Source organism: Vibrio sp. S11_S32 (genome assembly GCF_014694465.1).
Taxonomy (GTDB): Bacteria; Pseudomonadota; Gammaproteobacteria; order Enterobacterales; family Vibrionaceae; genus Vibrio; species Vibrio algicola.
The window spans coordinates 1-616 of the sequence record NZ_JAAUWS010000144.1; the positions used below are offsets into that span (position 1 = coordinate 1).

General features: G+C 39.6%; 1 protein-coding gene. It reads right to left on the minus strand.

Annotated features, from left to right (window positions below; all coding sequences use genetic code 11):
- Positions 1–394, minus strand: a 394-nt coding sequence (locus tag HC723_RS17015) for a GDP-mannose 4,6-dehydratase (protein WP_190339943.1), incomplete at its 3' end; no start/stop codon positions are given.
- Positions 395–616 lie beyond the last annotated feature (222 nt).

The following is a 616-nucleotide window of genomic DNA, read 5'->3' on the forward strand; positions in this document are numbered from 1 at the left end:
AAATATGATGAAAACGAAAAGCCTGTTGCGCGTTGTCATCTAGACCATTCCAATATTCTCGCGCCGCTTCTAGTAGGTTATAAGTACCCACAATATTGGTTTGAATAAATTCAGCAGGGCCCGTGATTGAGCGGTCAACGTGTGATTCAGCGGCTAGATGCATGACTGCGTCGGGTCGGTGGGTTTTAAAGACCCGATCTAGTTCTGCTCGGTTACAGATATCGACTTGTTCAAAACAATAGCGTTTATTATTTTCAACTGAAGTTAAAGATTCAAGGTTACCCGCGTAGGTCAGTTTATCTAAATTAATAACACTATCTGATGTGTTATCGATTATATGGCGAACAACAGCAGACCCAATAAAACCCGCACCGCCTGTGATCAAGATTTTCATTTTATTCTCTTTGCTTTTGGTTATAAGTCTCGCAAAATAAGCTGCGGAATTCTTCCTTTAAAATTTGATTTAAAACACAAACAATCCCATGACATTAACAGGGCAAGATTACGAAAGCCCTTGCCCTACAAGGACTTTGGAAAGGTAATCGTTATTTCGATTTGCCTTTTTCTGCTTTCGCTTGATGCCGGCTTTAAATGATTTTTCTTCTGTTAAGAGATT